17 protein-coding genes are annotated in these 21,915 nt (G+C 62.0%); 4 read left to right on the top strand and 13 right to left on the bottom strand.

Annotation, left to right across the window (positions count from 1 at the left end; translation table 11 throughout):
• The first annotated feature begins 12 nt into the window (after nucleotides 1-12).
• Nucleotides 13-954, top strand: coding sequence for a LysR family transcriptional regulator (locus tag IB277_RS35235; RefSeq protein WP_192373023.1), 942 nt, complete (start codon nucleotides 13-15; stop codon nucleotides 952-954).
• A 54-nt stretch (nucleotides 955-1,008) separates the two neighbouring features.
• Here IB277_RS35235 and IB277_RS35230 read toward each other — a convergent pair whose 3' ends face one another.
• A complete protein-coding gene (locus IB277_RS35230; protein WP_112975319.1) occupies nucleotides 1,009-3,459 on the bottom strand; it encodes an FAD-dependent oxidoreductase in 2,451 nt (816 codons plus the stop codon).
• A gap of 78 nt (nucleotides 3,460-3,537) precedes the next feature.
• Nucleotides 3,538-4,329 carry a DeoR/GlpR family DNA-binding transcription regulator gene (locus IB277_RS35225; RefSeq protein ID WP_192373021.1) on the bottom strand — a complete coding sequence of 264 codons (792 nt, stop codon included), beginning with the start codon at nucleotides 4,327-4,329 and terminating at the stop codon, nucleotides 3,538-3,540.
• Nucleotides 4,330-4,533: 204 nt separating this feature from the next.
• Here IB277_RS35225 and IB277_RS35220 point away from each other — a divergent pair, with 204 nt between their 5' ends.
• Nucleotides 4,534-5,571, top strand: coding sequence for a GlxA family transcriptional regulator (locus IB277_RS35220; RefSeq protein ID WP_034794738.1), 1,038 nt, complete (start codon nucleotides 4,534-4,536; stop codon nucleotides 5,569-5,571).
• Nucleotides 5,572-5,644: 73 nt separating this feature from the next.
• Here IB277_RS35220 and IB277_RS35215 read toward each other — a convergent pair whose 3' ends face one another.
• The 3 genes from IB277_RS35215 to IB277_RS35205 all read right to left on the bottom strand — a co-directional run bounded on the left by IB277_RS35215 (nucleotide 5,645) and on the right by IB277_RS35205 (nucleotide 9,947).
• A complete protein-coding gene (locus IB277_RS35215) occupies nucleotides 5,645-7,654 on the bottom strand; it encodes a putative 2-aminoethylphosphonate ABC transporter permease subunit (protein ID WP_112984763.1) in 2,010 nt (669 codons plus the stop codon).
• A gap of 2 nt (nucleotides 7,655-7,656) precedes the next feature.
• On the bottom strand, nucleotides 7,657-8,838 hold the full coding sequence (locus tag IB277_RS35210) for a putative 2-aminoethylphosphonate ABC transporter ATP-binding protein (RefSeq protein WP_034794744.1): 1,182 nt from the start codon (nucleotides 8,836-8,838) through the stop codon (nucleotides 7,657-7,659).
• Nucleotides 8,839-8,924: 86 nt separating this feature from the next.
• Nucleotides 8,925-9,947 (bottom strand): putative 2-aminoethylphosphonate ABC transporter substrate-binding protein, encoded by a 1,023-nt coding sequence (locus tag IB277_RS35205; protein WP_034794747.1) that lies wholly within the window; start codon nucleotides 9,945-9,947, stop codon nucleotides 8,925-8,927.
• A gap of 153 nt (nucleotides 9,948-10,100) precedes the next feature.
• On the opposite strand from IB277_RS35205, the gene IB277_RS35200 reads away from it, so the two are divergent.
• Nucleotides 10,101-10,286 (top strand): hypothetical protein, encoded by a 186-nt coding sequence (locus IB277_RS35200; RefSeq protein WP_060516634.1) that lies wholly within the window; start codon nucleotides 10,101-10,103, stop codon nucleotides 10,284-10,286.
• Nucleotides 10,287-10,309: 23 nt separating this feature from the next.
• Here the strand turns inward: IB277_RS35200 and phnY are convergent, their stop codons facing one another.
• The 4 genes from phnY to IB277_RS35180 all read right to left on the bottom strand — a co-directional run bounded on the left by phnY (nucleotide 10,310) and on the right by IB277_RS35180 (nucleotide 16,010).
• Nucleotides 10,310-11,764, bottom strand: a complete 1,455-nt coding sequence (gene phnY, locus IB277_RS35195) for a phosphonoacetaldehyde dehydrogenase (protein ID WP_034794751.1) — start codon at nucleotides 11,762-11,764, stop codon at nucleotides 10,310-10,312.
• A 10-nt stretch (nucleotides 11,765-11,774) separates the two neighbouring features.
• Entirely contained in the window at nucleotides 11,775-13,037 is a 1,263-nt protein-coding gene (gene phnA / locus IB277_RS35190; RefSeq protein ID WP_034794753.1) for a phosphonoacetate hydrolase, read from the bottom strand.
• A 15-nt stretch (nucleotides 13,038-13,052) separates the two neighbouring features.
• Nucleotides 13,053-14,255 (bottom strand): 2-aminoethylphosphonate--pyruvate transaminase, encoded by a 1,203-nt coding sequence (locus IB277_RS35185; RefSeq protein WP_060516642.1) that lies wholly within the window; start codon nucleotides 14,253-14,255, stop codon nucleotides 13,053-13,055.
• 102 nt (nucleotides 14,256-14,357) lie between these two features.
• Complete coding sequence (locus tag IB277_RS35180) at nucleotides 14,358-16,010, bottom strand: Na/Pi cotransporter family protein (protein WP_034794759.1); 1,653 nt, start codon at nucleotides 16,008-16,010, stop codon at nucleotides 14,358-14,360.
• Between the two features lie 117 nt (nucleotides 16,011-16,127).
• On the opposite strand from IB277_RS35180, the gene IB277_RS35175 reads away from it, so the two are divergent.
• Nucleotides 16,128-17,003 carry a LysR substrate-binding domain-containing protein gene (locus IB277_RS35175; RefSeq protein ID WP_034794762.1) on the top strand — a complete coding sequence of 292 codons (876 nt, stop codon included), beginning with the start codon at nucleotides 16,128-16,130 and terminating at the stop codon, nucleotides 17,001-17,003.
• Nucleotides 17,004-17,030: 27 nt separating this feature from the next.
• On the opposite strand, the gene kduD is transcribed toward IB277_RS35175, so the two are convergent.
• The 4 genes from kduD to IB277_RS35155 form a co-directional block, all read right to left on the bottom strand.
• Nucleotides 17,031-17,795, bottom strand: coding sequence for a 2-dehydro-3-deoxy-D-gluconate 5-dehydrogenase KduD (kduD, locus tag IB277_RS35170; RefSeq protein ID WP_034794766.1), 765 nt, complete (start codon nucleotides 17,793-17,795; stop codon nucleotides 17,031-17,033).
• The gene (kduI, locus tag IB277_RS35165) at nucleotides 17,792-18,628 is read right to left on the bottom strand and encodes a 5-dehydro-4-deoxy-D-glucuronate isomerase (protein WP_192373019.1); all 837 of its coding nucleotides are present in this window, start codon (nucleotides 18,626-18,628) and stop codon (nucleotides 17,792-17,794) included. Before kduI ends, kduD begins: the two co-directional genes overlap by 4 nt.
• 38 nt (nucleotides 18,629-18,666) lie before the next feature.
• Complete coding sequence (locus IB277_RS35160; RefSeq protein ID WP_371813761.1) at nucleotides 18,667-20,523, bottom strand: DUF2264 domain-containing protein; 1,857 nt, start codon at nucleotides 20,521-20,523, stop codon at nucleotides 18,667-18,669.
• An 83-nt stretch (nucleotides 20,524-20,606) separates the two neighbouring features.
• Nucleotides 20,607-21,890, bottom strand: coding sequence for an ABC transporter substrate-binding protein (locus IB277_RS35155; protein ID WP_063894955.1), 1,284 nt, complete (start codon nucleotides 21,888-21,890; stop codon nucleotides 20,607-20,609).
• Between the last annotated feature and the right edge of the window lie 25 nt (nucleotides 21,891-21,915).

Here is a 21,915-nt window from a genome sequence, read left to right as displayed (position 1 = left end):
GGAGATCTGGGCATGGAGATCAAGTGGCTGGAGGACTTCGTGACCCTCGCCGACACGTGGAGTTTTTCGCGCGCTGCCGAGTTGCGCAACGTGACTCAGCCGGCGTTCAGCCGCCGCATCAAACAGTTGGAGCGTTGGCTCGGGGCAACGCTGATCAACCGCGCCACCATGCCGGCGGAACTGACGCCGGCAGGTCGCAATTTCCTGCCCATAGCGCAGGAGGCAATCCGAACCTTCTATGCAGCGCGCGAATCGCTACGCCCGTCTCACGAAGAAGGCCTCATCCGCTTTGCCGCGCTCCATACGCTGACGGTAACGATCTTCCCTGGCTGGCTCAAACTGCTCGAAAACGCAGCTGGCGCTTTCAGCACCTCGCTGATGCCCGACCGCGGCGGCATCGAGGCCAATCTTGACGCCCTCATCGGTGACGAGGCGGATTTCTTCCTGACTTATGCGCATTCGGAGGTGCCATTCCATCTCGACCGCGCACAATTCTCGTCGCTGACGATCGCCCATGATCGGCTGATCCCGCTCGCCGCCGCAAACGTCTCTATCCCCGATGGTACGCTACCGGGGCTGAATATTCTCGACCGGGCTGTGGCGCAGCCGCGGCTCGCTATTCCCTATCTGAGCTACGGGTTCAATTCGTTCTTCGGGGTCGCCCTTTCGCGTCTCATGCTGCGGCGCCCGCCCTTCCGGCGCCGCACGACGCATGAAAACACGATCAGTGCCGGGCTGATGAACATGGCGATGTCGGGTGCCGGCGTCTGCTGGTTGCCCGAAAGCCTTGCCCGTGACGCGATCGATGCCGGTGGCCTCGTACCCGCCTCTACGGATAAGGGCTGGAATCTCGACCTCGAAATTCGGCTTTACCGTCACGCCGCGACGCGCAGCCGCAGGGTCGAGGACCTCTGGCAAACGGCAAAGCTCTTGCTGGAACGCGAGCCCGCCTAGACGGGCTCGCGGGAAGATCAACACGCGCAATTCGTCGCATCGCGAAAAGATGATCTAAATCTTGACCCTCAGCGCACGCGGATCATATGCCGGTGCCAGATGCACCGTCGCGGCATAGCGAATGCCTGCAAGATCGATCTCGAAGCGCTCCCCCTCGAGGAACGTTTTGTCCACGCCTTCAGGGTTTTCAAGCAGGCCGAGTGCGACCGAACGCCCAAGCGTGTGACCGTAGGCGGCGGAGCGGACCTCGCCGACCGGTTTTCCCGCACGCAGGATCAGTTCGCCGCCCCAAAGCATGGGCAAGGGATCGTCCAGGGTAAACTGAACGATGCGGCGCGAGGGCAGGCCCTTGGTCTTTGCGGCCACGAGCGCATCGTGGCCGACAAAGCCGCCGGGTTTTCCCAGAGCAACCGCAAAGCCAAGACCAGCCTCGTAGGGGTTGATGTCGGGCGTCAGTTCCCGGCTCCAGGCGCGGTAGCCCTTCTCCAGCCGCAAAGCCTCAAGCGCATAGTAGCCGCAATCCGTCAGGCCGAAGGCGCGACCGACCTCGTGCAGCGCCTCGTAAACACCGACAGCGAATTCTGTCGGCACGATCAGTTCCCAGCCGAGTTCGCCGACATAGGTCATGCGGTTGGCAAAGGCCGTGGCGTAACCGATATCGATCTCGCGGATAGTCGCGAAGGGAAAGCCCTCGTTCGAGATGTCCGCCGAGGTAAGCTTCGAGAGGATGTCGCGCGATTTCGGTCCCATCAGCGCCAGGACTGCATAGGACGACGTCACGTCGGTCAAAGTCACGTGGGCGTCCGCGGCAAGGTTCTTGCGGATCCAGTCCGCATCATGCACCGCTTGGGCCGAACCTGTGATCAGCATGAAGCGATCGGCCGCAAGTCGCATGACGGTCAGGTCGCTCTCGTAGCCGCCCCGCGCGTTCAAGAGTCCGGTATAGACAGAACGACCGATCTCGCCGTCGATGTCGGCAGCGCAGATGCGGTTAAGCGCTGCTGCCGCATCCCGCCCCTGCACAAGCAGCTTGGCGAAGGAGGTCTGGTCGAAAATGCCGGCGGCCTCGCGCGTTGCCTTCATCTCGCGCTTGACCGCTTCATGCCAGTTCTGCCGACCGAAGGAATACTCGGTGACGGGGCGCTCGCCTTCCGCAGCAAACCAATTGGCCCGTTCCCATCCCATTTTCGAACCGAAGCACGCGCCCTTGGCGGCAAGCCGATCGTAGAGAGGCGAACGGCGGAAGGGGCGTGCCGTATCCAGCTCCCGGTTCGGCCAAGGCATCGCATAGTGCAGACCGAGCGTTTCCTTGACGCGATCGTGAAGCCAGCGCGGATTGTTGTTGAAGCCCGCGAAGCGACGGATATCGACCGGCCAAAGATCCATGGTCGGCGCGCGGTTTACGATCCACTCGGCAAGGGCTCGACCTGCCCCGCCGGCGCTGGCAATCCCCATGGAGTTGAAGCCTGCGCCGACAAAGAAGTTCTTCAGTTCGGGCGCCTCGCCGAGAATGAAATTGTTGTCCGGGGTAAAACTCTCCGGGCCGTTGTAAAACTTCTTCACCTCGGATGTTTCAAGCTGCGGCACGCGCTGCAGCGCATTGTGCATCAGGATTTCGAACTGATCCCAATCGTCAGGTAAGAGGGCGAACTCGAAATCGTCGGGAATGCCTGCCATGCCCCAGGGCTTGGCTTCCGGCTCGAAGCCACCCATGACGAGCCCGCCGACTTCCTCCTTGAAATAGATGTAGCCGTCCGGATCGCGCATGACCGGCAGGTCAGGATGTACGCCCTCGATGCGGCCGGTGACGATATACATGTGCTCGGCCGAGTGCAGCGGCACGGTGACGCCGCACATCTGGCCGACCTTGCGTGCCCATTGACCGGCACAGTTGACGACGATCTCCGCGGCAATGCCCCCCCGATCGGTTTCGACGCCGGTGACGACGCCGTTTTTGGTCGAAATGCCTGTGACCCGGACGCGCTCGATCACGCGGGCGCCGCGATTGCGGGCGCCTTTGGCGAGCGACTGCGTGAGGTCTGTTGGATTGGCCTTGCCGTCGCCCGGCAGCCAGACGGCGCCGACGAGATCGTCGATCGCCATGACCGGCCAGAGCTCCTGCGCTTGCTTCGGCGAGATCACCTCGATCGCGACGCCTTGGGCGCGAGCAGAGGCCGCCGTGCGCTTCAACACGGTCATGCGGTCTTGCGTGCGGGCAACCGAGAGCGAGCCGCAATTCTTCCAGCCCGTGGCAAGGCCGGTCTCGGACTCAAGCTCGCTATAGAGCTTGGTCGAATATTTGATGAGGCCCGTCATGTTGGCGTGGCTGCGCAACTGACCGACGAGACCGGCCGCATGCCAGGTGGTGCCGCCGCTTAACTGCCCCTGCTCCAGCAAAACGACGTCGTTCCAGCCGAGCTTGGTTAAGTGATACGCGACCGAGCAGCCTATAATACCGCCGCCGACGATGACGACCTGTGCCTGTGTTGGAAATTCCTGCGCCATGAAACGACCTCCCGAACCCATGGAAGGCCGCACGGTAACAAAACGCGGACAAAGAACAAGACAAAAAGTTACAAAAGATTACATATGTTGTTCTGCAACGACCAGGGCTGGACCTTTGCGCTCGAGCGCCTCGCGGATCGCCTCCGGCGGATGTCGATCAACAATCACTCCGGCGGCGGCTTCGAAGCGGGGAATGCGAAGCGGCGTCAGCCGTCCGAACTTGGAACTGTCGAGTACGAAATAGGCTTTGGCCGCCGTTGCCACCATGCGCGAGCGCTGCTCGGCGCCGCTGCGGGTAAAGTCGGTCACCTCTCCATCGGGCGACAGGCCCCCGCCGCCTAAGAACGCGACGTCGACGCGGAAATGGCTGATCGCCTCGAGCGCATCGATACCGATGGCCGCTTCTTCATCCGGATCGATTTCGCCGCCGAGCATATGAACGCGCACCTGGGGCTGTCGGCACATCAGCAAGGCGATCGATAGCGAAGTCGTGCAAATCGTTAAGTTTTTTCGCCCAGTCAGGGCATGGGCCACAGCAAGCGTCGTCGTGCCGGAATCAAGGAAGAGCACCATGCCGTCGCGCACGAGACCTGCTGCTGCACGACCGATCAGCGCTTTTGGCCCGGCATTCTCCTCCCGCCGCTCGACGAAGGCCGCTTCCGTCGGCTCGAACAGGGTGGCGCCGCCATGGACAAGATCGAGCTGGCCGCGATCGGCAAGAAGCTTCAGATCGCGCCTGATGGTCTGACGCGAAACATCGAAGAAATCCGCAAGCTCGGTGATACCAACGGTACCGTCGGCTGCAAGCCGCCTGAGAATCTCGCCGTGACGGCGTGGAGCAAGAGCGCGGGCGTTTTGTTGTTCTGACATGTGACTATCTGTGTCCATTTTTGTCCATTTGACAAGCTGCAACGGCTGTCCACGCCGCAGCGCACGCGTAGTGGCCCCTCACCCGCACGGATTTCGAGCGGATTTCTTCGGATCCTCGTTCTAACGGGATTGGCAACGGTCCAATATGTTGCATAATGTAACTATTCTTTCCGCGCACCACTTCGACGCCCTCAGGAAGAGACAATGCAACAGCCATGTACGCAGGCTCGCCACTTCACCTTCTACCTGCTCGATGGATTTACCCTCCATGGCTTCTCCGCGGCGATCGAAGCGCTACGCCTCGCCAATGACGTGGCCGGCCGCCCGGTATACGGGTGGCACCTTGTAGCGGCGGATGGAGCACCCGCCGTTTCATCCTGCGGCACGGGCATTCCGGTAGCGGCGCCGCTCTCGGCCGAACGCAACCGGTTTGGCCGCGATGCAGATCCGGGCTTCATCGTCATCTGTGGCGGCCGCAAGAAGCCATCGGCCGACAGGGCCCTGGAGGCCTGGCTGCGATCAGGCGCTCGCAGCAACGCGCGCCTCGCCGGGCTTGGCGGCGGCGTCTACTGCCTAGCGCGCGCGGGGCTGCTCGATGAGCGTCGCTGCGCCGTTCACTGGGAACACTTTCCAGACTTCTCCGAGCGGTTCTTCATCGCGGACCCGCGCCAGACCGCCTTTGAGATCGACGGCGGGATCTATACCTGCGCCGGCGGCAACGCGCCCTTCGACATGTTCCTGCACATCATCGAAGAGGACCTTGGTCGGGACGTGGCCACCCGTATCTGCGAGGCGGCACTCTGCGAGCGGCTGCGTGAGACCGGCGAGCGCCAGCGATTACCGTTGCAGGCACGTCTCGGCATCGACAACCCTCTATTGATCCGTGTCATCGAAAAGATGGAGGCAAATCTTGCCGAGCCATTGAAGCTCGCCGACATGTGGCCCTCGACCGGACTTTCCCGGCGCCAGATCGAGCGCCTGTTTCGAAGAGAAATGGGGCGCACGCCGGCGCGCTACTATCTCGACCTCAGGCTCGAGCGCGCTCACCTGCTGCTCATAACCTCGTCGCTTCAGGTCATCGAAATCGCGGTCGCCTGCGGCTTTTCCACCGCCTCGCACTTTTCCCGCACCTACCGCGAACGCTACGGCCTTACGCCGCAGCGTTCGCGTCTCAACGAGATGGAGCGCCTGCGCGCAGGAAACGACCGCAAAGTGGTGATGGCGGAGCTCCGGGTGGCGTAGAGTGACGCGGACAAAAGCGCCGCCGTCCTTCAGAACGAAGGACGGCGGCGCTTTGCGAAGGGCTGGTTGCGGGTTAGCGCCAAGCCTGGGTGCGCGCGAGCAGACCGCGCGCGATCAGCGCGTGGACAAGTTTGGCCGCAACATTAGTGTAAAAGATCATCATGCCCATGGCCGCGGCCGGCGCTATATCGCCGGCGTCGTCCATGTTTAGCACGGCGACTGACGCGAGCTTGGTGTCGGTCGAGTAGAGAAACACCACCGCCGAGACGGTCGTCATCGCATTGACGAAGAGATAGATAGCGATGTTGAGGATCGCCGGCAGGCAGACCGGCACCGTGACCCGAAAGAACAGCCGGTGGAAGGGCTGTTTCAGCGACGCGGCGACGGATTCGAACTCCGGGTCCATCTGCTTCAGCGCCGTCAGCGCGGTCAGGTGCGCGACGGTATAAAAGTGCGTCACGGTCGAGACGACGAGGATCGTCATCGTGCCGTAGATCGGGTGCAGCGGATTGGCCGGGTTGTTGAAGAAGAAGATATAGGCAAGGCCGAGCACCATGCCGGGCACCGCCATCGGCATCATCGCCAGGAAGTGAAAGAGGCCACGGCCGAAGCGGAAGCCATCGGCCTTCTCCACCATGTAGGCGCCGGCAAAGACGACGATCGAACCGAGGAGTGCCGTCAAAAGCGCGAGCCGGATCGAGTTGCCATAGGCGGCCCAGCCGCCACCGTCCATCAGGTCGAAGGCAAAATTCTTGGCTGTCAGCGTCAGGTCATAGGGCCAGAACTTCACCACCGCTGCGATCTGGCACATGGCGATCATGCCGAGGATGAAGAGGCTGACGAAGCAGGCAAAGGTGAAGCACAGACCGTCCATGCGGGCATTGGGCTTCGGCTGATAGGGCACGGCGCGCGCCGACAGAAGCGCTACCTGCCGCTTCTGCATGTGCCGGTCGACGTAAAAGGCAAGCACCGCCGGCACCAGCAGGATGACGGAAACGACCGCGCCCATCTCGAAGTTCTGCTGGCCGATCACCTGCTTGTAAATGTCGACGGCGAGCATGCCGTATTGTCCGCCGATCACCTTGGGCAGGCCAAAATCGGTGATGACAAGCGTGAAGACGACGAAGGCCGCAGAGACGATGCCGAAGCGCGCGCCGGGCACCGTGACGGTCGTGAAGGTCCGCCATTTGCTGGCTTTGAGCGATGCGGCCGCCTCATAGTGGCGAGCATCGGCAATCGAGAGCGCCGTCAGGATGATCAGGAAGGCATGCGGCAGGGTGAAGAAAACAGAGCCTATGACGATGCCGATCGGCCCGTAGATCGAATAGCCAAAAAGCCAATCCCTGAAGATGCCCTGATTGCCGAAGAGATAGACGAGTGCAATGCCCGGCAAGAGTGACGGCACCAGGATCGGGATCGTCAGGATGCCGCGGAAAAGCCCTTTGAGCGGCATGCAGCTGCGCGTCAGGCCGTAGGCAAGCGCAAAGGCGACCGAGATCGTGAACACCGTGCTGATCACCGCCATCAGCACGGAATTGTAGATCGACTGCGCAAGCGCCGGCGTCGAGAAATAGGTCGTGAAGTTCGTAAAACCCAGAGCGCGCGCGGGTCGCAGCACGACGCGCCGGAAGGTACCGGAATCATAGTCCCGCCACTCAGTCCCCTTTTCGAGGGTGGAGCCGACCAGGAAGGCGGCATCGTCGTTCGTGCCGCGAATACGGTAGTGAACGGGGCTGCGGAACTTGAAATCCGGGAATAATTTTGTGGCCGCGAGCCGTCCGTCGGAACTGCTGGAAAGCTCGGCTTCCGTCACCGCCCCGAGTTCCCGGTTCAGGTCTTCGGCGGTGACGACCGGCCCCCAGTTCGCCCCCGTCTCGTCGCTCACCTGGAACTCGAAAGCCGAAAGCTCGAACCGGTAGGTCGACAGCGACTTCGACAGCATGACGAAGAGCGGCGCGCCAAGCGCGACGACCAGATATAGCCCGATGACTGCCATGAAGCCGAGCTTGATGCGGTCGTCTTTGGAGGATTCCTGGCGCAGCCGCTTGCCGATCAGGGGAAGGTGGGGTGCTTCCAGAACCATGTTCATCGTCCAGCCCCCCTCGGATAGAGCAGCAGGCGTTCGCGCGGGATCTCCACCTGGATGGCGCCGCCGGTTTCGATCCGGAGGCGTCTCACCGCGTTGACGGAGAAGTCGGCAACCAGCGTGCGCTCGCCGAGACGCGGGGCCGTCAGGCGCGTGCGCCAGAACATGCCGAGGAACTCCATCTCGCGCACCTCGGCATCGATCAGGTTCTGCGGTGTGGCCGGCCGGTCGCTGGCGTTGACGGCATGGGCATCGGCTCCGTGGGGAATGATGTCGACCGGGCGGACGACCGCCGTTGCCGCATGGCCGGCGGAAAAATCCTCCGTCGAACAGCAAAAGGCGGAGTGGCCGATCTCGACTTCGTCATCTCCAAGAACCCGGGCTTCGAACTGATTGGTCTCGCCGATGAAGTCGGCGACGAACAGCGTTTCGGGATGACGGTAGATTTCGGTCGGCGAGCCGACCTGCTCGATGACGCCGTGGTTCATGACGACGATCCGGTCGGCCATGGCGAGGGCCTCCTCCTGGTCGTGCGTCACCATGATGGTCGTCACACCGAGCTTTCTCTGCAGCGCCTTGATCTCATGGCGAAGGTGCACGCGAACCTTGGCGTCGAGTGCCGACAGCGGCTCGTCGAGCAACAATAGCCCCGGCGAGATGGCGATGGCGCGGGCAAGCGCGATGCGCTGTTGCTGGCCACCGGAAAGCTGGGCCGGATACTTCTTGCCGTGCGCCGAAAGGCCGACCGTTTCCAAGAGTTCAGCGACCCGGGATGCGACCCCCGCCTTCGATCGGCCGGTGTTTTCCAGGCCAAAGGCGATGTTCTGCTCGATCGTCAGATTGGGAAAGAGCGCATAAGACTGGAAGACGATGCCATAGTCGCGGCGGGAAGCCGGCAGCGTCGAGATATTGCGGCCGTCTTGCAGGATGGTGCCTTGCGTCTGCAGGTCGAGACCGGCGATGGCTCGCAGCAACGTCGTCTTGCCGCAGCCGGACGGGCCGAGAAAACAGACGAACTCGCCCCTGGCAATCGACAGCGAAATGTCGCGAAGCGCGACGAAATCGCCATAGGTCTTCCAGAGATCCGAGATCTGCAAGTAGGGGGCCGGCTCCGCGGCCGCGTCATCGGCGAAGTGCTGACGGCTGGTGGGCGTCGGTTCGATCGACAGGGCATGCCTCATCTGCAAGCTCCGCTGGCTTGAGGGATTTTCTTTCCGAGAAATGCGATCGGGCGCAGCGCAAAGGCGCTGCGCCCAGCCGATCAGGCTCAGCTCTTCGGTTCAGACTTGGCGTCGTAACGCTTCTGCCATTCCTTGAGGATGTCAGAGCGGTTGTTTGCGGCCCACTCGAAGTCGTTGACGATCATCCGGGAAGCGATGTCGTCGGGCAGGTGCTCGACCTGCTTGGCGACGCCCGGATAGGCAACGACGGCATAGCCGGCATTGTACATTTCGTTCGCTTCCTTGGTGACCGACCAGTCGACGAGCGTCTTTGCGGCTTCGAGGTTTGCCGTGCCAGCGATGATTGCGGTTGCCTCGGCCTCCCAGCCCGAACCCTCGGCGGGGAAGATGATGTCGATCGGTGCACCGGCACTCTTGGCCTTGGCGCCCGGAAACTCGAAGGACACGCCGATGACGGCTTCACCGGCGCCTGCCATCTTGCACGGCTTGGAGCCGGAATGGGTGTAGGCGGAGATGTTCTCGTGGAGCTTGTCCATGTAGTCCCAGGCCTTCTCCTCGCCCCACATCTGCATCCAGCCGGAGACGTCGAGGAAACCGGTGCCCGAGGATGCCGGGTTCGGCATCACCACGTGGCCCTTGTATTCGGGGTTCGTCAGGTCTTTCCAACTCGTCGGCGGCTTGAGGCCGAGCTTTTCGCCCTCGACCGTGTTGTAGCAAAGAGCCGCGACATAGGCGTCCATGCCGACCCAGCTCGGCGGCGTGTCCTTGTCGACGAATTTCGGGTCGAGCGTCTCGACGCCCTTGGGCTGGTAAGGTTCCAGCATGCCTTCGGTCTTCAAGAGAAGCAGCGAGGTTGCAGCGAGCCCCCAGACGACATCGGCCTGCGGATTGTCCTTTTCTGCAAGCAGCTTGGCGGTCATGACGCCTGTGGAATCGCGCACCCAGTTGATCTTGATGTCCGGGTGGGCCTTTTCGAAGGTCGCCTTGTAGCGGTCGAGGTCGACGGCTTCGACGGCGGTGTAGACGGTGAGCTGCGTTTCAGCGGCAGCGATGGCAGGAAGCACAGCGGAAACGGCGCCGGCAAGCACAAAGAGCATGCGTCTGTTCATGATTGAAGTTCTCCTCTGAGGTCCTGGTAAAACCGGGGAAGCGCGGCGGACAATCTTGTCGTTGCCCTGTTGTGATCGGCTTCGGGAAACATTCTGCGCAGCGGTTTCCTGTAAGTAAAATTTATTATTCTTATCGATTAGAAGAAAAAAACTATGGATGTTCTGCCGCAGAACTGGGCATGGAAACCGCGCTTGACCAAGGCGGCGGCAGGTTTCGATACGATTTCGCACAATCTGCCGGATGAAGGAGCAGATCTAAGATTGCGCGTCGCGCAGAGCCCCGCGACGCTGCGGGAGCAAATAAAAAGGGAGCCGCCATGGCGGCTCCCAGAGGGGTGAATCAGCGGGGGAAACGCTTGAAATCACCATGGCAAGGAGAATGTCTTGACGTTGGTAAAGCTCTTCATCGCCTCGATGACGCCTTCCTTGTAGCCGTTGCCGGAATCCTTGATGCCGCCGAAGGGGCTCATCTCGATCCGGTAACCCGGCACTTCCCAGATGTTGACCGTGCCGACCTTCAGCCCGGCGATGTATTTCTGCATTCGCCGGAAGTCATTGGTGCAGACGCCGGAAGAAAGGCCGAAGGCGGTTGAGTTCGAGAGCGCGATCAGCGCGTCGTCATCATCGGGCGCGCGCACGATCGGTATGATCGGCGCGAAGGTTTCTTCCATCACCAGTTCGCTCGAATGCTTAACGCGGTCGACAACGATTGGCGGCAAGAGGGCGCCTTTACGGCCGGGATCGTAGAGGATCTCCGCCCCTTCTTCCGCTGCCCGGTGCACCCGCCGCTCGAAGACTTCCGCCGCCTTGGCATGGACGACCGTGCCAAGGTCCGTCGCCCGGTCCATCGGATCGCCGAACCTCAGCTTTTTCGCTCGCTCGAGCACCAGCGGCACGAAGCGGTCGGCAACGCTCTCCTGGCAGAGGATGCGTTTCACAGCGGTGCAACGCTGGCCGGAGTTCTTCGTCGCGCCGGCAACGGCCAGATCCGCGGCTCTTGCGAGATCGTCGTCCGACAGATCGTTGAGGATGATCAGCGGGTCGTTGCCGCCGAGCTCCAGGATCTGCCGCTTGTAGTGGGCGTGGGCCGCGATCAGCTTGCCGACTGGAACGCTGCCGGTAAAGGTGATGAGGTCGAAGTTCGGATTGGTGATCATCTCCATGCCAATATCGGCGGGCCAGCCGGTCACGACCGAGAGCATTTCCGGCGGCAGGCCGGCCTCATAGAGAATGTCGGCGAAGATAAGCGCCGTCATCGGCGTCAGTTCTGTCGGCTTGAGCACAACGCAATTGTTCGTCGCAACCGCCGGCGCGACCTTGTGTGCCACCATGTTGAGCGGATGGTTGAACGGCGTGATCGCCGAAATGGCGTTGAGCGGTTCGCGCGTGGTGAAGATCTTGCGCGCCTTGCCGTGTGGTGTGAGGTCGCAGGAGAAGATCTCGCCGTCGTCATGAATGCACATCTGGCCCGAGAGCGTCAGCACGTCGAAGGCGCGGCCGACCTCGTAGAGCGAGTCCTGCTTGGAGATCCCGAGCTCCAGCGTGATCAGATCAGAGATCTCCTCCTTGCGGGCAACGAGCAGGTCCGCAGCCTTGAGCAGGATGCGCTGACGCTCGTAACGCGTCAGCTTCGGCTGGTAGGCGGCCGCGATCTCGAAGGCCTTGCGCGCATGCTCGGCGCTGCCCGCAGGCACCGTGCCGATCACCGCATCGTTGAAAGGGTAGCGCACCTCGATGCGCCCTTCGGTATCGACTGTCTTGCCGGCGATCCGCATGGGCTCGTGGCGAATTGCAAATGCTGTTTCCACCTTGGTCATCGCTCCCTCCCTAGTGCGTTGTCTGGGCGGCTGCGACGAGCGCGTAGTAGAACGCATCGAAATTGCGCAACGACGCGGATGTCAGCAATTCGGGCAGTTTGCGGTTGGCGATGAAAGGCACCGCCTGTTCGGTCAGGCCGCCATGCGAGCGCAGCGGTTCGTTCAGCGCCGCCAGATCATGGCGATGTTCGCTGGTGCCGAGCGTCTTGTTTTCCGAGGAGATCAGCACGAGATCGCCGATCCGATCGTCGGGCAGCTCGAAGCGTACGCAGGCTTCCGGGCGGGAGAGCACGACGTCGATGCCTTCGATCGCCTGCAGCCGCTCGATGATCTCCTCCTTGTCCGCACTTTCGGGCAGATAGGCCGTGGCAAACGAGCCGAGCGCGCCGTGATGCACGACATAGGGGTCGGTGATCGGCAGGATGACGCGCGCGGCGTCCTTGCCGAGCCATTGGTCGAGCAGGTCCTGCACGTAGATGACATCCGGCGAACCGTCCGCCTTGTGCTTCGGCTTCATACCGTGGTCGGCCGTGACGATGATGGCCGCGCCGAGCGCGTCGAGTTCGGTCAGATACTTGTCGAACATCTCATAGAAGGCGTTCGCCTGGGGTACGCCCGGCGCATATTTGTGCTGCACATAGTCGGTGGTCGTCAGGTACATGACATCCGGCCGAAATTCCTTGAGCAGCTTGACGCCGGCGGCAAAGACGAATTCGGAGAGATCGGCCGAATAGACTTCCGGTACAGCGCGACCGAGCCAGGCCGAGGCATTGTCGAGGCCGTTTTCCGCCTCGGTCGTCTTGTCCGCCTTTTCAGACGAGAAGCAGATGGCCCTGCCCTCGTCATACTTCAGCCCGTGGCCGAGCAGCGCCCTGAGCTTGTCCTTCGCCGTCACCACGGCGACCTTCGCACCCGCATCGTAGAATGCCTTGAAGATGGTCGGGGCGCGCAGGAAGCGTGGATCGTTCATCATCACTTCGTTACCCGTCTGCGGTTCGTAGAGATAGTTGCCGCAGATGCCGTGGATCGCCGGCGGCCGGCCGGTAGCGATGGAAAGGTTGTTCGGATTGGTGAAGCTCGGGATAACGCTGAGCGCGGTGCGCTCCGTCCCGGTCTTGCGGATGCGCTCGAGCGTCGGCATCAGCCCGGCCTTGATGGCTTCGTCGAGATAGGCCGGCTCGCAGCCGTCGAGGCAGATGGCGATGGCCGGGACATTCGGCCAGGGATAGGTGCGACGGTTGGCGGTAACGGTGATCTTGGACATCTTGTTCATCGTAATTTCCTCAGTTCAGGCAGCGAGACGGCGACGTTCTTCAAGGGCGACGGCCGGGGGAGCGGCGCTGTCGACGCCCATTTCGGAGAGTGAGTTGCGGGCGGCCTCGACCACGCGGCGCATGACATGCTCGTCCATGCGACCGATGCAGCCGACGCGGAAACTGTCGACCACCGTCAGCTTACCCGGGTAGATTATGAAGCCTTTGTCCTTCATCAGGTCGTAGAAGCGGTCGAAGGCGAAGGCCGGGTGGGCCGGGCTGAAGAAGGTGACGATGATCGGCGACAGCCACTGGTCGGCAAGCAACGTCTCGAAACCGGCCTCGCGCATGCCCGCGACCATGACGTCGCGGTTGCGGGCATAACGGGCTCCGCGACCGGCGACACCGCCCTCTTCCCGATGCAGACGCAAGGCCTCCAGGAACGCCGCGACAACGTGGGTCGGCGGCGTGAAGCGCCACTGGCCGGTCTTGTTCATGTAGTCCCACTGGGCATGCACATCGAGGCTGAGTGAATGGCTGCGCCCCTTGGCTGCCTCCAGTTCGCTCTTGCGGGCGATAACGAAGCCGAAGCCCGGCACACCCTCGATGCACTTGTTGGCGGAAGAAACGATCGCCTCGTAGCGGAAATCGCCGATACCGGCCGGCACTGCGCCGAAGGCGCTCATGGAGTCGACGAGCAACTTGCGACCGCGGGAATAGACTGTGTCGGAAATCTCCTTCAACGGGTTGAGGATGCCGGAGCTCGTTTCGCAATGGACGATCACGACATGGGTGATTCCAGGGTCGGCATCGAGCGCTGCTGCAACCTCCGGACCGCGTGGCGGCATGTAGTCGCCCTTGTCGATCGTCACATGGTCACGACCGAGATAGGAAAGCGTCTGGGCGATGCGCTTGCCATAGGCGCCGTTCATCAGCACCAGCACACGGCCGTCCTTCGGGACGAAGCTGCCGAGCATCGCCTCGACCGAAAACGAACCGCTGCCCTGCATCGGCACGCAATCGAACTCGCCCTTGGCATCGCCGGCAATCTCGAGCAGTTCCTGGCGAAGCTTGGCGGTCATTGCCCGGAAATCGCCATCCCAGGAACCCCAGTCCCGCAGCATGGCTTCCTTAACCCGATAGGCCGTGGTTAGCGGGCCGGGCGTCAAGAGATAGGGCTCGCCCAGCCTCGGTGTTTCCAGGGGCGCGATGGTTCTTTCAGAAGCGGTGTTTGGCATTGTCCGTCCTCGCGGTTGGCGTGTTCGAGAACGACAATGGGGCGGAAACATCTATCTGTAAAATCGTTCTTTTGTATCAATCTATCGTTTCAATTTATATATCTAAGCAGCAGGCACAAGCCGGCTTTCCAGGAGGTCCCCGCTCTCGCGCAGGCGCGGATAGGCCATCGTCGTCACCAGCGAATTGACCTCCTTCAGCGCCCGAACGATCTCGAGATGCATGTCGCTCGACAGGATGCTGGTCGCGATGCCCTGCCGAAGCCGCTCCAGATGGCACTTGCTGCTTTCTTCGACCAGGCGACGCACATGTTCCTTCTGCCGAACCATTTCGCGCGCGATCACCGGGTCCGGGGAGACGAGAAGATTGGCCGCCAGCCTGACGTTGGAAGACACGGCCGCATGCAGCAAGGTGAGTTCACGCCATCCCTCCTGCGAGAAGGTCCCTGCGCCCGCAAGCCGCTCCTCGGCCATTTGCAGGAGGCTCTTTGCGACGACGTCTCCGGCATATTCGAGATGGATCGCCGCCTCGGTGAGTTCGATGCCGCGCCGCGATTGCTCTTCGGTCAGGATGCCGCGGTTGACGGCGGCGATGTAGAGCTTGATTGCGCTATGGGCCACGTGGATGTCGCCATCGATGCTTCTGAGCGCCTTGACCGCCTGCGGTGTCGGCGCGTGAATGACGGTCATGACGGGCTCCAGCATCCGGGCGATAAGATTGCCCATGTGCAACACCTCGCGTGCCGCGGCCGCCAGCGCCTGCGCCGGTTTGTCGATCAGCGCCGGGTCAAGCGCGCTGACATGAGCCGCACGATCATTGGCACCGGCGGCCTCCGGCATGAGCAACCGAACGAGGCGCGCCATCGGGCCGCAGAAAATCACCCCGACGAGAACCAGGGCAGCGTTGAAGAGCACATGCAGATTGACCAGCTTGCCGGCCACAGTCTCCCCAGGAAGCCAGTCGAACGGGGAATGCAGCGAAAAGAGTCCGAAGATCGCTGCGGCGAACAGGGCGCGGAAGAGGAGATTACCAAGCGGCAGGCGTCGGCCTTCGACCGGCAGACCGCGGGTCAGCCACAGCGCGATGAGCCCGCCGCCGATGTTGACGCCGAGCACCAGGGGAATGCCGACGTCCAGGGGCACGATGCCCTTCACGGCAAAGGTCAGGATCAGCAGGATCGCTGCCACGCTGGAGTGCAGCGCCCAAGTGAAGAAGGCGGCAAGGATCATCACGCTCAAGGCATCCTTGCCGACGAAAGCGACGACGGAAGGCAGCATCGGGCTCTGAGAGAGCGGCTGCGTCGCATGGCCGATCATCTGCAGCGAGAGCAGCAGCAGACCGATGCCGAGCACTGCACGCCCGGTCTCGACGGACTTGCGGGTCGATGCCTTCAGATGCGCAAGACCGCCAGCGGCGATCAGAAGCGGCGCCAGCCAATGCAAGTCGAAGGACAGGATCTTGACGACAAGCGCCGAGCCGAGATCGGCACCAAGCAGCACCGCCAGGCCGGTATCAAGCGCCAGCGCGCCGCTGACGGCAAAACCGGCGGCAAGCATGGCGACCGCCGTCGAGCTTTGCAGCGCAATGGCAACCGCGCAGCCGCAGATGGCCGCACGCGGTCGTCCACCGGCGCCACCGACGGTACGCGCGACGATGTCGCCTGCCGCCGCCTCAACACCTTTCTTCACGAGGCTGACGGCGTAGAGCAAGAGGACGGTGGCGGCGGCAAGCTCGAGGACGACGGCCGGGAGGTTCATGAGGCGCGCTCCGGATAGAGGTGGAATCCGAAAACTATCCGCGCCCGCTTTACATAAATCAAATCGTTCGTTTTAATCAAACTATCGTTCAAATCTATTCAAGAAGGCGTCGTACGCATGCGCTATGTCCAGCTCCGCGCCTTTCATAACGTGGCCATCCACGGCGGTTTCTCGCGTGCCGCCGAAGCGCTCTTCCTTACTCAGCCGGCAGTCTCGGATCAGGTGCGCAAGCTCGAGGAGGAATATGATGTCCTCCTCTTCAACCGGAACAAGAAGCAGGTGACGCTGACCCAGGCGGGCCAACAGCTCCTGGAAGTCACCCGCCGCATGTTCGACGTCGAGCAGCAGGCCCTGGATCTTTTGTCGGAATCACGGGCGCTGAGAGCGGGAAAACTACGGATCGTTGCCGATGCCGCCCATCACCTGCTGCATATCCTTGCCGCTTTCCGGCGCACCTATCCGACCGTCCAGGTGTCGATCGATTCCGGCAACACCGAAACCGTCATCACCAGCCTGCACGCCTATGAGGCAGACATCGGCGTTCTCGGCGAGATCCCGCAATCGAGCGACTTCGACATCCTGAAACTCAACTCCACGCCGATCATAGCCTTTGCGAGCCGTGACTATCCGCTGCAAGGCAAGAAAAAGGTGACTTTCGCTGAACTCGTGAAGCACCCCTTGGTCATGCGCGAGCAAGGCTCCAAGACCCGCCAAAAGCTCGAAACGATGTCGCAGCAATGTGGCGTGCAACTGACGCCGCTCATCGAAGCCGAAGGTCGTGAGGCGGTGCGCGAGATCGTCGCCGCCGGCGGCGGGGTCGGCTTCGTTTCGTCGGCGGAGTTCGGGCAGGACAGCCGCCTCATTCCCATCGAGATCGAAGCGCCCGAGATGCTGATGGACGAAGCACTCATCTGTTTGCGCGAGCGCAGCAACGGGAAACTGGTCAGCGCCTTTTTCGACATTGCCCGCAGGCTAACCTCTGCGCCGGCCTGATCGCTACCCGGACGGCAGCAACGCAATTCACCGCGCCAACCAGCCGCCATCAACCGGGACGACCGCGCCATGCATGTAGCGGGATGCCGGCGCCAAGAGAAAAACGGCAGCCTCGCCGATATCATCGGGCGTGCCCCAGCGACCGGCCGGGATGCGGTCAAGGATTGCCGCTGAGCGGTTCGCATCCGCGCGCAGCGCCTCGGTGTTGTTGGAGACGATGTAGCCAGGCGCGATCGCATTGACGTTGATGCCCTTGCTTGCCCATTCGTTGGCAAGGATGCGGGTAATGCCCAGCACTCCATGTTTTGAGGCGGTATAGGATGCGACACGAATGCCGCCCTGGAAGGACAACAACGAGGCAATATTGACGATCCGCCCGGCTCGCTTTTCGTCCAGGAGTTTTCGGCCATAGGCCTGGCAAAGAAGAAACGCCGCCTTGAGATTGAGGTCGATCACGTCATCCCAGTCGGCCTCCGAGAGCTCGGTGGAGGCCGACCGACGAATGATGCCGGCATTGTTGACCAGTCCATCCAATGGGCCGCACTGTCCCCAGACGCGGTCAAGCAACGTTTTGACCGCCTCTCCATCGCTAAGATCGCAGGCAAACGGCTGGATCCGGCCGCCCGCCGCTTCGACCTTTTCGACTGTTTCGGCCATGGACGAGCGTCCGACCGCGACCACTTCGCCGCCAGCCCGGGCGACCGATACCGCGATGCCTTGGCCGATCCCGGTGTTGGCACCCGTAACCAGCACGCGCTTGCCGTCGAGGCTGAAGGCCGAGAGATCGCTCATCGCAACGTCTCCATCGGGACCGGGTCGGCGTCGGTGTAGTCGACATTGTCCCCCGCCATCGCCCAGATGAAGGCATAGCTGGAGGTGCCGCAACCGGAATGTATAGACCACACCGGCGACAGCACCGCCTCTTCGTTCGCCATCACGATATGGCGGGTTTCGGAAGGCTCTCCGAGAAAATGGAAAACCCGCGCCGGCTCCGGAAGGTCGAAATAAAGATAGACCTCCATGCGTCGATCATGGATGTGCGCCGGCATCGTGTTCCACACCGACCCTTCTTTCAGTTCCGTCATTCCGACGACCAGCTGGCAGGTCTCGATCCCATTGGTGAACTGAAAGATCGATCGTTCGTTCGATGTTTCCAGGCTGCCGAGATTGAGACGTTTCGCGCCCGCGATCGTCAAAAGCGCTGTCGGGTAAGTACGGTGCGCGGGGGCTGACAACAGATAGAACTTTGCCGGCTTCGACCGGTCGTCCGACGAGAACACCACGTCCGACCCCATGCCGACATAGATCATGTCACGGGGACCGAGCACATGGTTCTTTCCGGAAACGACGGCCCGCCCCGGCCCGCCGATGTTGACGGCAATCAGCTCGCGGCGCTCGAGAAACGTCTTCGTTCCCATCGGCTTGATGGCTTCGAGCGTCAGCTCCGCCTCGACCGGCATCGCCCCACCGATCACCATGCGGTCGTAATGGGTATAGGTGAGGTTGACGCGATCGCTCGCAAACAGACTGCCAATGTGGAAATTGTGACGCAGCTCGTCGGTTCCCATCGCTGCGGCAGCAAGCGGATCGATCGCGTGGCGGGATGTAAAATCGGGGATCGTCATATCAAGTCTTTCGGTCGTTGTGGCAGGATCGAGGGATGTCAGAGCGGTACGCCGCGCATCAGCGTTACGGTTGTCCCCGTCTCGGACACGCGCCGTCGCAGCGCTCCGACGTCGGGTGCTGCAGGCAAGCGGGATAGTTTCCTTGTCCCCTCTGTCGCATCGGCCTGCGCAAGCACGGCGACGGCGAGCGTGCTGACGCCGACTGGAACAGTACCGCGCAATTGCGGAACCAAGGTTTTTGCGGAAACCAGGTTGGTGTTTGGGGCAGCGATATGGCAACGGCCCTCACGAGGGTTCGTCGAACCGATGTCGAGGATGGCTGACAGGTCCGTCGCCGTGGCAACGACAGCGCGGCCGGCACCCTGTTTGCAAACTTCGCCGGCGTCTCGCCCGACTGCAAAGCCGCCTTCGATCGTGGCGAGCGTCCGCGGCGTGTCGATGCGGTGAAGCCGAACCTGGAAATCGCCGTCCCAGTAAAGCCAGGTCTCGACCAAGACATCGGCGAAGGGTCGCCAACGCGCATAGAGAAGGTTGTCGGCGACGAGCGCCTCTTCGTTGGTTTCGCGCACGCGGAAATGCACGCCGTCATCGCTGAAACCGATCATGGATTCGAGCACGGAATTGTCGAACCGCCAGAGATCGTTCTCGATGCTGAAGCCGTATCGCCCCGAATAGGCGAACTTCGCGTATTTCTCAGGCGCGAAGCGGATGAAGGTGTTCTCGGCGCTCGTGTGCTGGCCACAGGAGAGCGCAATGGCATCCCCTGCCGGATTGGCGATCAGGAATCCGATATGGCGCTGCGTGGAGACGGCGGATCGCTGTGGGCAGGCGTCCTCATCGCTCGCCCAGAACGGATGGTCCGCCGGCAGCATCAGCGGAAGGAAGGCCTTCAGCGCCCAATAGGGCGATTGCGCGGAATTGTACGGTTCCGACATGATGAGGTTGGGATAGGCGTAGCCGACGGGCATCACGCCATCGCGCGCGGCGAAGGGGTGCTTCGCCCACCAGCGCAGATGACGCAGGAAGTAACCCTTCTGTTGTCCGAAGGGGATCTCCTCGTCGCCTGCGAGCGCCATGGCGCCGAAGAGGCCGGCAATGGCAAAACGATAGGTCATCGAGCGACCGAAGCAGAGCGCCGGTCCGTCATCGGCAAACCATCTCGCCATGTCTCCGGCGATCAGTCGGGCCCGCTCCCGATACCTTTTCGTCCAGTCGCCGCCATCGAGGGCCGCCAAGATCAGGCCATAGAAGTGAAAGGCGAAGGGAATGTAGTGGTCGGCGCGGCGCGTATCCCCATCGTGATACCAGCCATCGCCGAGGTAGAACGCGTCGAGTTCCTGCCGGTACTGGACGTCGAGTTCTCGATCACAATCGACCCCGACATGTCTCAAACCCATGCTGACGAGCAACCGGAAGAACTTCCAATTGTTGTCGCCATATTCGCAGGCATGGCCTTTGAGCAGATAGGCAACAACGTCTCGCCGTTCGGCCGTAGACAGGGGCGCCCAGAGCTTGTCTGGAACGAGCCTCAGTGCAAATCCGATCGCTGCGAGTTCCACGAGGCGCTGGCTGCGGTCGAACGGGTCGCCCCAGTATTCCGGATGGGCCGGATCACAGCCATTGGCAAGACCGCGCGCGATCGGCGTCCAATCGATCCACGTTGCGCCGCCGACCTCGGCCGGTGCCAGGCCCCAGAGCAGGCGGGAATAGCCCTCCAAGTCGGCGGACGCCTGGTCGAAATGTGCCGCATGCGCATCCAGCCGGATGCGAGCGCCGCCGGCAGACCGATATTGTTCAACCGGCTCCACCAGCGCCTTGAGCGCGGCCTCGACATCGGCGCGGCTTTTGAGCGGATTGCCCGCCCACGGTTTAAACAGGGTTTCGGGGAAGATCATGTCGGTCATGCCAAAGGTTTCCGTTCGAACATTGCCGCGCGGGGGATGACTTCCCGCGCGGCCCGGCAAAGTGGAGCGGATGCTCAGGCCTTGAGAATGCGGTCGGCCGATGAGACGAGTTCGTTGCCTGCTTCCGCCGGCGTCAGCTGGCCGAAGGCGACCTTGTCGGCGAGCGGCCGGAAGACGCGCTCGTCAAGTTCACCAGCACCGAGCGGCACGGCCGGCGGGTAGGTGCCGACGCGATCCGCAATGCCGTTGACATAGTCGACCGTCTTTTTCGCCGTGGCGTCGATCGAGGGAAGAACGGCGGTCTGCACGTCGGTGTTTACAGGCACGCCGCGCTCGACCTGAAGGATCTTGCCGGCCTCCAGGTCGTTGACGAAAAAGTCGATGAATTGCGCTGCGAGTTCCGGGTTCTTCGCGGTGCTTGCGATCGACCAGTGCAAGCCGGGGCGATAGAAAAGTCCGGAGGGACCATCCGCACTGCTGACCGGCAGCGACGTGATATCGAGCGTGCTCTTGGAAATCTTCTGGAAGGCAGGGAGCTGGTTTGAGAAGGCAATCGCGATGGCCGCGTTGCCGGTCGCCAGCGGGTTGCTGTCGACCAGCACCTTGTCGAGCGCTTGTATCTCGGCGGAGACGCAGCCGCCGTTCTTGGTGAGGCTCTCCCAATAGCCGAACCAATCGGCCGCATCGCTGGCCTCATAGCCGAGCTTTCCGGCTTCCGTGTAGAGCTTCTTGCCGCGCTGATGCAAAAACGCCTCGAAGGCGTATGTGTAGCGCGACGCGTTTCCAACCGCCCAGACGTTCTTCTTGCCTATTGCCTTGGTAAGGTCGATCGAGAACTTGGCGAAGTCGTCCCAGGTGGTTTTGGCCGAAGGCGGGATAAGCCCGGCTTTCGTGACCGCATCAGCGTCGTAGATCATGGCAAAGGCGTTCAGCGACAACGGCATACCGGTCACCTTGCCGTCGACCGTTCCAAGATCGAGCACACCTGGCACCAGCTTGTCCGTGCGGATGACCTTGCCGAGATAGTCGTTGAGCGGCAGGTTGGTGGACCGGCGGCTATAATCGGCAAAGCGGCTGGGCTCGAGCTGGAAAATGTCCGGGGCGTTCCCACCGGCGATCATCGTCGTCAGTTTGGCCCAGTAATCGCTCCCGCCCACTTCGCCGACGATCTTGGCGCCGGAATGCGCCGCCTCGAAGAGCTTGGCAACGCCAAGCGTGCGCTCGGCGCGGCTGGGTGTACCCCACCAATAAAGGCGCATGGAATCCTCCGCAAAGGCGCGGAACGCGGGCATCGTCGCGAGTGTGGCGCCGGCCCCGAAAAGCGCGGCGTTACGCAAAAAATGGCGTCTGTTGATCATGTTCTCCTCCTCCATGATTTGTTCC

The organism is Ensifer sp. ENS07, from assembly GCF_014852185.1.
Classification (GTDB): domain Bacteria; phylum Pseudomonadota; class Alphaproteobacteria; order Rhizobiales; family Rhizobiaceae; genus Ensifer; species Ensifer adhaerens.
The sequence above is the reverse complement of the archived record's forward strand: the minus strand, read 5'-3'. Positions and strand labels throughout refer to the sequence as shown.